This window comes from Actinomyces bowdenii (assembly GCF_017592395.1).
In the GTDB taxonomy this organism is placed as follows: domain Bacteria; phylum Actinomycetota; class Actinomycetes; order Actinomycetales; family Actinomycetaceae; genus Actinomyces; species Actinomyces bowdenii.
In genome coordinates, this window is sequence record NZ_JAGFOU010000022.1 from 46754 (window position 1) to 54637 (window position 7884).

The 7884-nt window shown below is 71.8% G+C and carries 4 protein-coding genes and 1 pseudogene; 1 reads left to right on the forward strand and 4 read right to left on the reverse strand.

The window, feature by feature from the left end:
* Positions 1 to 7 precede the first annotated feature (7 nt).
* Positions 8 to 2848, reverse strand: coding sequence for an excinuclease ABC subunit UvrA (gene uvrA, locus J5X07_RS10100; protein WP_208479714.1), 2841 nt, complete (start codon positions 2846 to 2848; stop codon positions 8 to 10).
* Between the two features lie 114 nt (positions 2849 to 2962).
* Here uvrA and J5X07_RS10105 point away from each other — a divergent pair, with 114 nt between their 5' ends.
* Positions 2963 to 3256 carry a YciI family protein gene (locus J5X07_RS10105; RefSeq protein WP_208479715.1) on the forward strand — a complete coding sequence of 98 codons (294 nt, stop codon included), beginning with the start codon at positions 2963 to 2965 and terminating at the stop codon, positions 3254 to 3256.
* Positions 3257 to 3868: 612 nt separating this feature from the next.
* On the opposite strand, the gene J5X07_RS10110 is transcribed toward J5X07_RS10105, so the two are convergent.
* The 3 genes and pseudogenes from J5X07_RS10110 to J5X07_RS10120 form a co-directional block, all read right to left on the reverse strand.
* Positions 3869 to 6373: an HAD-IC family P-type ATPase gene (locus J5X07_RS10110; RefSeq protein ID WP_208479716.1), complete on the reverse strand. Its 2505-nt coding sequence runs from the start codon at positions 6371 to 6373 to the stop codon at positions 3869 to 3871.
* A gap of 51 nt (positions 6374 to 6424) precedes the next feature.
* Positions 6425 to 7429, reverse strand: coding sequence for a TerC family protein (locus J5X07_RS10115; RefSeq protein WP_124934640.1), 1005 nt, complete (start codon positions 7427 to 7429; stop codon positions 6425 to 6427).
* Between the two features lie 329 nt (positions 7430 to 7758).
* A pseudogene (locus J5X07_RS10120) lies at positions 7759 to 7884 on the reverse strand (ornithine carbamoyltransferase); the annotation flags it as partial.

Here is a 7884-nt window from a genome sequence, read left to right on the forward strand (position 1 = left end):
GCCCCTCTCAGGCCCGGTCCAGGATCGGGGCCAGGAAGCGCCCCGTGTAGGACTCCGCCACGGAGGCGATCCTCTCCGGGGTGCCGGCGGCCACCACGGTGCCCCCGCCCCGGCCCCCCTCGGGTCCCATGTCGATGACCCAGTCGGAGTTGGCGATGACATCGAGGTTGTGCTCGATGACCACCACGGAGTTGCCCTTGTCCACCAGGCCCTGGAGCACGCCGAGCAGCTTGCGGATGTCCTCGAAGTGCAGCCCCGTCGTCGGCTCGTCCAGGACGTAGATGGTCCGGCCCGTCGCCCGGCGCTGGAGCTCGGTGGCGAGCTTGACGCGCTGGGCCTCACCGCCGGAGAGGGTGGTGGCCGACTGCCCCAGGCGGACGTAGCCCAGGCCCACCTCCACCAGGGTGCCCAGGTGGCGCGAGATGACCGAGGAGGCGGAGAAGAACTCGGCGGCCTGGTGGATGGTCATGTCCAGCACGTCGGCCACGGTCCTGTCCTTGTAGCGGATCTCCAGGGTCTCGCGGTTGTAGCGGGCGCCGTGGCAGGTCTCGCAGGGCACGTAGACATCGGGCAGGAAGTTCATCTCGATCCGCAGGGTGCCGTCGCCCTTGCAGGCCTCGCAGCGCCCGCCCTTGACATTGAAGGAGAAGCGCCCGGGGCCGTAGCCGCGCACCTTGGACTCGGGCACGGCGGCGAAGATCTTGCGCACGTGGTCCCACACCCCCGTGTAGGTGGCCGGGTTGGAGCGGGGGGTGCGCCCGATGGGCGACTGGTCGACGTGGACGACCTTGTCGAGGTTCTCCACCCCGCGCACCGTCCGGTGCCGCCCGGGGACGCCGCGGGAGCGGTTGAGGCGGTTGGCCAGCACCTGGTAGAGGATCGAGTTGACCAGGGAGGACTTGCCCGAGCCCGACACCCCGGTGACGGTGGTGAAGACTCCCAGCGGGAAGGAGACGGTGACGTCCTTGAGGTTGTTCTCCCGCGCGCCGACGACGGTGACCTCCCGCCCCTTCTCGCGCTTGCGGCGCGTGGCGGGCACCTCGATGCGCCGGCGCCCGGCCAGGTAGTCCCCGGTCATGGAGTCGGGGGCCCGGAGCAGGCCCTCCAGGGTGCCGGAGTGGACGACCCGGCCGCCCAGCTCGCCGGCGCCCGGCCCGATGTCGACGATCCAGTCCGAGGCGCGGATGGTGTCCTCGTCGTGCTCGACGACGATGAGCGTGTTGCCCAGGTCCCGCAGGCGGGCCAGGGTGGCGATGAGGCGCTCGTTGTCCCGCTGGTGCAGGCCGATGCTGGGCTCGTCGAGCACGTAGAGCACGCCCACCAGGCCCGAGCCGATCTGGGTGGCCAGGCGGATGCGCTGGGCCTCCCCGCCCGAGAGGGTGGCGGCGCCGCGGGCCAGGCTGAGGTAGTCCAGGCCGACGTCGACCAGGAATCCCAGGCGCGCGCCGATCTCCGCCAGCACGCTGCCGGCGATCCGGCGGGCCTGGCCGCTCAGGCTCAGCCCCGCCAGGAAGTCCCGGGCCTCGCTGATGGGCATCTCGCACAGCTCGGCGATGGAGCGCTCCCCCACCCTGACCGCCAGGACCTCGGGCTTGAGCCGGGATCCCTGGCAGGCGGGGCAGGGGACCTGGCGCATGTAGCCCTGGTAGCGCTCCCGGGACCACTCCGACTCGGTCTCGTCATGCTTGCGCATGACGTAGTCCAGGACGCCCTCGAAGCCCGAGGAGTAGACGCGCTCGCGGCCCCAGCGGTTGCGATACTTGACCTTGACCTCGTAGTCCTTGCCCCGCAGGATCGCCTCCTTGGCGCGGGCGGGCAGGGCCCTCCAGGGGGTGTCGACGTCGAAGGACAGCTCCTCGCCCAGGGCGGCGAGCTGGCGGGTGAAGTACTTCTGATGGCCGGTCCACGGGGCGATGGCACCCTGGGCCAGGGTCAGCTCCTCATCGGGGACGACCAGCTCGGGGTCGACCTCCAGGCGGGTGCCGATGCCCGTGCACACCGGGCAGGCCCCGTAGGGGGCGTTGAAGGAGAAGGTGCGCGGCTCGATCTCGTCGAGCTGGAGCGGGTGCTCATTGGGGCAGGCGCGCTTCTCGGAGTAGCGGTGCTCGCGGGAGGGGTCGTCCCGGGGCAGGTCGACCTGCTCGATGATGACCAGCCCCTCGGCCAGGGCCAGGGCGGTCTCCACCGAGTCGGTCAGGCGCTGGCGCATGCCCTCGCGCACGACGAGGCGGTCGACGATGACCTCGATGTCGTGCTTGAGGCGCTTGTTGAGCGTGATCTCCTCGTCCAGGCGGCGCGCCTGGCCGTCGACCCGCACCCGGTTGAAGCCGCGGCCCCGCAGCTCATCGAAGAGCTCGAGGTACTCCCCCTTGCGCCCGCGGACCACCGGGGCCAGCACCTGGAAGCGGGTGCCCTCGGGCATGGCCCGCACCTGGTCGACGATCTGCTGGGGGGTCTGGGAGGAGATGACGGCGTCGCAGGCGGGGCAGTGCTGGATGCCCGCGCGGGCGTAGAGCAGGCGCAGGTAGTCGTAGACCTCGGTGACCGTGCCCACGGTGGAGCGGGGGTTGCGGGAGGTGGACTTCTGGTCGATGGACACCGCCGGGCTCAGGCCCTCGATGAGCTCGACGTCGGGCTTGTCCATCTGCCCCAGGAACTGGCGGGCGTAGGAGGACAGGGACTCCACGTAGCGGCGCTGCCCCTCGGCGAAGATCGTGTCGAAGGCCAGGGAGGACTTGCCCGAGCCGGACATCCCGGTGAAGACGATCATCCTGTCGCGGGGCAGGTCGAGGTCCACTCCCTTGAGGTTGTGCTCGCGGGCTCCACGGATGATGAGAGAGTCGTTCACGAGGTGAGAGTCTAGGGCCTGGACACCTGTGTACATGTGTTCGACACGTCTCATCCGCGGCGGGTGGGCGCCCGCCACGGCTCCTGCGCCCGGCGCTGCGCGTAGGCTGGGCCCATGAGCAGGATCTACGCCGTGGAGTACCACTACGTCACCGACCGCGATGAGGAGATGGCCGAGGTGCGTCCCTCCCACCGCGCCTTCAACGCCGCCCTGGCCCAGGAGGGCCGGCTGCTGGCGGCGGGCCCCTACGTGGGCACCCACGACGCCCTCATCGTGGTGCGCGCCGAGGACGAGGCCGGGGCCCTGGCCCTGCTGGAGGACGATCCCTTCCAGCAGCGGGGTTTCATCGCCGAGCGCATCGCCCGGGAGTGGAACCCGGTCATCGGGGTGCTGGCCCCCGCCGAGTAGCGCGCAGTTCCTCGCGCGCCCTTGCCCGTGGCCGCCGCGGCCCGGACCATGTGGGGCAGGAGGCGCAGCGCCTGGGCATGAATGCGCCCGAGGGCGAGGAGCTCACCGGGCTGCTCCGGGCCGCGGGCTCCGCGCGGGTCCAGGACGGCCGGCACCGCCGCGGGAGCTTGGCTGCGCGTACTGGCCGTCTAGGTGTCCTTCCCCGGGAGGTTGTGGACGCGGTCGGCTGGTGCTGAGCCTCGATGGCGTGTGGGATCGGTGGCGATTGCCGGGGTGGATCCAGGCCCGGTAGGCGGCCTCGCGCTGGGTCGGGATGCCCAGCGGGCCGGCACACTGGTGCGCCGGGAGGGTCGCGTGTCACCGGGAGGGCGGTGGGGCCGCAGGTTGGGCGTCGTTTCGCGACAAGAGCGTCACTTCGCGACAAGAGCGACACCTACAAGTGCCGTCCAAGTCGCGAAGTGACGCCCAATATGAGCCCCGCGGCCTTCCCGGCCGGAAGGACCTGCGCGGCTGACGCCGGCGCCTGCTCCAGCATCCCGGGACCCAGCCGATGGCACGGCCCATAGGACATCAAGGGGCGATGGGACCGAGCCCGGGAGGTCGCGCTGGTCGTCACTTCGCGTCGTGGGCCACCACGCGCCGGCGCACCAGGTGGATGATCTCGATGCCGCCGACGGCCGCGGCCGCGACGATGAGGATCACCCACCAGGCCCCGGGCGTGGGCCAGGCCAGTCGGAAGAAGCCGCGCACGGCGGGGATGAGGACGCCCAGGACGGCTGCTCCCGCCATGGTCAGGACCAGGCCGAGCCTCCAGCCCAGCAGGGGCCGGGCCGTGAGGGTCAGCAGCCACAGTCCCGAGGCCACCAGGACCAGCGTGGCCGCGGTGGTGGCCTGCTGCGGCGGTGCGCCGGTGGAGGCCAGCCAGTTCTGCGCCGCCAGGGTCGCCGCGGCCGCCACGGCGCCCGCCGGGACCGCCAGGCCGAGCACCCGTGGCAGGAAGCCGGGCCGGTAGCGCCGGCTGGAGGGCGCCAGCGCCAGGATGAAGGCGGGGATGCCGATGGTCAAGGAGGAGACGATGGTCAGTTGGCGCGGCAGGAAGGGGTAGGAGATGGCGGTGGCGGCCACGACGACGGCGATGAGCGAGGCGTAGACGGTCTTGGCCAGGAACAGGGAGGCGATGCGCTCGGTGTTGGCCATCACCCTCCTGCCCTGGGCGACGACGCCCGGCAGGGAGGCGAACTCCCCGGTGAGCAGGATCAGTCGCGCCACGGCCTTCGTCGCGGGCGCGCCGTTGCCCATGGCGATGCCCAGGTCGGCGTCCTTGAGGGCCAGGGCGTCATTGACGCCGTCGCCGGTCATGGCCACCACGTGCCCACCGGCGCGCAGGGCCCGCACGAGGGCCCGCTTCTGCTCGGGGGTGACCCGCCCCAGGACGCTGGCGCCCTCCAGGGCGTGGGCGAGGCGCTGGAGCTCCTCGGGCGTGTCCGCCTGCGCGGGCAGCTCGCGCCCGTCGAGTGCCACCAGCGGGCCCCCATCGGGGGCGCGCACACCGGCCCGCTGGGCCACGGCGGCCACGGTGGTCGGGTTGTCCCCCGAAATCACCTTGGCCTGGACGCCCTGCTCGCGGAAGTAGGCCAGGGTGCGCGGCGCATCGGTCCGCACCTCCTCGACGAGGGTGACCAGCGCGGCGGCCTGGAGCCGGGCGGGCAGGGCGGGCTCGTCCTGCCCGCCCCCCTCCTGCCAGGGGTGGTCGGACACGGCCAGGGCCAGGACCCTCGCGCCCTGGGAGGCCAGCGCCTCGACCTGCTCCAGCACGGCACCCCCGCTGCCGGCGTCGGAGCCCTGAGCGCCCAGGACGATCTCGGGAGCGCCGAGCACCCAGGTGCGCTCCCGGTAGCGCACTGCCGACCACTTGCGGCGCGAGGAGAAGGGCACGGCGGCCACAGCCCCACTCTCGGCGCGCGGCGCCCGCGGAAGCTCGGCCAGGCCCTCGGCGATGGCCTGGGCGGTGGGGTTGGGGTCGGGGCCCCCGCTGAGCACCGCCAGGGCGTCGATGGACTCGTCACTCGGCGGGCCGGCACTGGACGGGTCGGCACTGGACGGGTCGGCACTGGGCCCGTGGGGCGCCAGGATGCCGCCCAGGCGGATGCGGCCGGTGGTCAGTGTGCCGGTCTTGTCCAGGCACAGGGTGTCCACGCGGGCCAGGACCTCGACGGCGGGCAGCTCCTGGACCAGGACGTGGCTGCGCGCCAGGCCCAGGGCCGCCGTCGCGAAGTTGACCGATGTCAGCAGCACCAGTCCCTGAGGCACCATGCCCACGACGCCGGCGATCCCGGCCACCAGGGCCATGCGCCAGGCACCGGTCTCGGCCGCGTGGGCCACGCCGCCGGCCTGGCGCATCTGGGACCACACCAGCAGTAGGGCCACCGGGACGATGACCCAGGCGATCCAGTGCAGGACCCGGTTGGTGCCGGCCTGGAGCTCGCTGACCACCAGGGAGTACTTGCGGGCCTCCCGGGCCAGGCGGTGGGCGTAGGCCTGGGCGCCGACGGCGGTGGTGCGGAACAGGCCGGTACCGGCGGTCACGGTGGTGCCCGATAGCACCCGGTCCCCGGGGGCGGGCCGCACCGGCCGGGACTCCCCGGTGAGGATGGACTCGTCGATCTCCAGGCCGTCGGTGGACAGCAGCTCGCCGTCGGCGGGGACCTGATGGCCCGCGCTCAGGCGCACGACGTCGTCGAGGACCACCTGGGCCAGGCCCACCTCCTGCTCCCGGCCCTCGCGCAGGACGACGGCGTGGGGCGCCTCCAGGACGGCCAGGCGGTCCAGGGCCCTCTTGGCGCGGATCTCGGCGAGGGTGCCCGTGGCGGTGTTGAGCAGCAGCACGAAGCCGAACAGGGCGTCCGGCCAGTGCCCGACGAGCAGGATGAGCACCAGGGCGCAGCCCAGGATGCCGTTGAAGATGGTCAGGACATTGGCCCGCAGGATCTGCGCGGCGCTGCGGGAGGTCCTCTCCTCGTAGGCATTGGTCTGGCCCCGGCGCACGCGCTCCTCCACCTGGGCGCGGGTCAGCCCGGTGGGGGCCTGGGGCCAGGCGGTGGCATCTGTCGTGGTCACGGTTGAGAGCCTACTGGCCGGCGGCGGGCGCCTCCTGCGCCCCGCGGCCGATCAGGCGCTGGCCCCCTCCTTGCGGGCGTCGGCGCGGGACTTGATGACCGAGGCGACGACGGTGATGAGGATGACCACGACGATGAACCCCAGGGAGACGCCGATGGAGGGCTCGGGGACGGCCTCCCAGTGCTCGCCGCCGTTGATGAAGCCCACCTCGTTCTCGTGCAGGGCGTGGTTGATGAGCTTGAGGCCGATGAAGCCCAGGATGGCCGCCAGCCCGTAGTGGAGGTAGACGAGGCGGTCGAGCAGGCCGTCGATGAGGAAGTAGAGCTGGCGCAGGCCCAGCAGGGAGAAGGCGTTGGCAGCGAAGACCAGGTAGGGCTCGCGGGTCAGGGAGTAGATCGCGGGGATGGAGTCCACGGCGAACATGACGTCGGCGGTGCCGATGGCGATGATGCACAGCATCATGGGGGTGATCATGGTGCGCCCGGCGTGGCGGTGGATGAGCTTGCCGCCCACGAAGCCGTCGGTGATGGGCACGACCCGCGAGATGAAGCGCACGAAGCGGCTGGGCTCGTACTCCTGGTCGTGCTCGCTGGGCTCCTCCACGCCCTCGCGCGCCTGGGAGATGGCCGTCCACAGCAGCCAGGCGCCGAAGATGTAGAACACCCAGGAGAAGTTCTCGATGAGGGCGGCGCCGGCCAGGATGAAGACCAGGCGCAGCACGAGGGCGATGATGATGCCCGCCAGCAGCACCTCCTGCTGGTACTTCCGGGGCACGCGGAAGGCCGAGATCATGATGACGAAGACGAAGAGGTTGTCCACGCTCAGCGCCTTCTCGGTGATGTAGCCCGCGAAGTACTCCTGGCCGTAGACGGGCCCCCAGATCGCCCAGACGATGCCGCCGAAGACCACGGCCATGGCGATGTAGGCCACCGACCACCAGGCGGCCTCCTTCATGGTGGGCTCGTGGGGGGTGCGCACATGGCCGACGATGTCGATCGTGATCATGATCAGGATGATCGCGGCGAGGGCGATCCATCCGAGGGCGTGGACATCCACTGGGTGTACCTCCGGTACAGGTCGGGTAGTACCGGAGGTCTCCTCCCGCCGCATCTGCCGGGGCATGCCGCCCCGGCCGTCGGCCGGTGGCGCCGGGGGCCGGGGCCGCTGCCCCGTCCGCCGTGATGACGACGCCGCTGTTGTGGGAGTACTCCCCTCCGCATGGTCTTTGAGACATGAGTCTAACGTCCCGACCAGGCGGTGGCCCCAGGAGCGCTGCATCCCGGGATGTGGAGTGCATGACCCCCATGCGGGTCGGGCCCGGCCCCTGCACGGGGCAGGGGCCGGGCCCGACCACGGCTCGGCGGCCGATCAGGACCGGGGGCGGCTCAGTCCCAGTCTCCGAGGGTGGCGACCATGACGGCCTTGATGGTGTGCATGCGGTTCTCGGCCTGGTCGAAGGCCACGTTGGCCTCGGACTCGAAGACCTCGTCGGTGACCTCCAGCCCGTCCAT

What these genes read in the sequence shown, in the direction of transcription:
- J5X07_RS10105 (WP_208479715.1), top strand. Translation starts at nt 2,963, where the DNA reads ATGAGCAGGATCTACGCCGTGGAGTACCACTACGTCACCGACCGCGAT.